The organism is Herbaspirillum aquaticum, from assembly GCF_002213425.1.
Taxonomy (GTDB): domain Bacteria; phylum Pseudomonadota; class Gammaproteobacteria; order Burkholderiales; family Burkholderiaceae_D; genus Herbaspirillum; species Herbaspirillum aquaticum.
The window spans coordinates 1-1,763 of sequence record NZ_NJGV01000050.1 but is presented as its reverse complement, the minus strand read 5'-3'; the positions used below and the strand labels follow the sequence as shown (position 1 = coordinate 1,763).

Annotated in this window: 1 protein-coding gene; it reads left to right on the top strand. The window is 44.2% G+C overall.

From position 1 onward, the window contains the following. Positions 1–427 precede the first annotated feature (427 nt). On the top strand, positions 428–1,600 hold the full coding sequence (locus CEJ45_RS24335) for a PIN domain-containing protein (RefSeq protein ID WP_088757553.1): 1,173 nt from the start codon (positions 428–430) through the stop codon (positions 1,598–1,600). The last annotated feature ends 163 nt before the right edge of the window (positions 1,601–1,763 follow it).

The window sequence follows — 1,763 nt, the reverse complement described above, 5'->3', positions numbered from 1 at the left end:
TAGCTATTTCGCTTCTTCTTTGCTTCACTCATTCTCGTCATCCCTTCCAGGACGACAGCTTAAATCAGTGTCTCAAATTCGGGGTCCACTTTACAGACTTCCCCCGGACATTGGCATTACGACCAAGTGGCGGATGGCTATCTCACCAAGAAAAACTTCGAAGTGCTGTACAAGCGACTGGGGAAATTCCTTCACGCGGACAACCCCTGGGGATCAGATAAAGGGTGGAAGCAAATACAGGTAGACATTCCCCCAGCGATAGAAAAAATAAGATCGCTACTCAGGAAGCATCGAACAATGATCCGAGAAGAAAAATACAGTGGTGTTTGGATCGTGGATGCTCCGAGCGACGGGACTCCTTCGCGAATGATTCAAGCCATAGCCGAAGGGGATTTCATAATCCCCAAGAAGTGACGAGGATTTTTTAATGAACACAAAGAATAAAAATCACGATGATCCAGAAAAGATTAAACAGATCAAAGAATGGATCAGCAATGGGGAAATCGACACCATCACGATTGATACAACAGTGTTTGATGACGCTGGTATGCGATTGGACCGTGGCCCCTTTTCCCTGTTGAAACAGTTTGGCCGGCATCCCACCACTTTGGTTATTTCTGAGGTCGTTTTAAAAGAAATTAAAAAACATCTCAGAGAACGTCTTGGCAAGGTAAAGGCACGTCTTGCCAGAGACATGAATGATGCATTGGAGTTGATCGGCGGTAGTCGCGAAGACTTTTATGAAATAAAAAAGAAAATTAAAGAGTTGCCGGATGCAGTGACCCTTTGTGAAATGCAGACTGACCTCTTCGTGAGCGAAGCCAAAGCGGAAATTATAGAGGCTAATCCACACGTGAAAATGAGCGACCTGATTGATCTTTATTTCAATCAGAGGCCTCCGTTCCAAAAAGGGAATCCGAAAAAAAGCGAATTTCCAGATGCAATTTCTCTTTCCAGTTTAGAAGCTTGGGCGGTCAAGAACGACAAGAAAATAGTAGTGGTTTCCAGGGACGGCGATTGGAAAAGTTTTTGTGAACAATCATTGCATCTGCACATCATCAAGGACTTGTCCACTGCTCTGGCGTTATTTCAGACGCCTGACGAGGTTGTTCAAGAAGTGATGCGGCGACTGACAGAAGAACTCACGAAGAACAATTCTTTGCTGAAAATGATGATCCTAAAAACATTGTCCGGCAACGATTGGTATGGGGATGCGAGCATCATGGCCGGATGTCACCGCTTTCATTTCGATGTTGAAGATGTGGAATTGTTGGAAATCTCAAGATTCAATTTGAACGAAGAGGCAGGAATTAATCTAGTTGGAATTGACTATGAGAATGTTTCCGTTACTTGCGAATTTTCTGTATCGGCGAGATTTGCTGTTGAATTTCTCTTCAACAGCTGGCTTGAAGACAGCGAAGAATACGCGGAGGCAGGCCGAGCCAGGATTGAAGAAAGCTCTGACTTTAAGGTGTCAGTTTTCTTAACGACTCCGATCAAGCATGGTGATCTTGAACACTTTGAGACGGAGACAAGAGTTGAGGAATTGACACTCGGCTTTGGGTTTATCGAACCTAATGAGTTAAGTGATCGAGAATAAGATAAATAAAAAATTTATACACCCGACGCACTATTCCCTCTGAGCTTCTGGGAGAGTGCTTGATTTATAAAATAAAGTGGACCCATCCGTCAAGACAGCGTTTGCCAGAATTTAAGCTGCATCCATGACTTCACTTGCAGCAGAACAGCGCTGCCCTGATCCT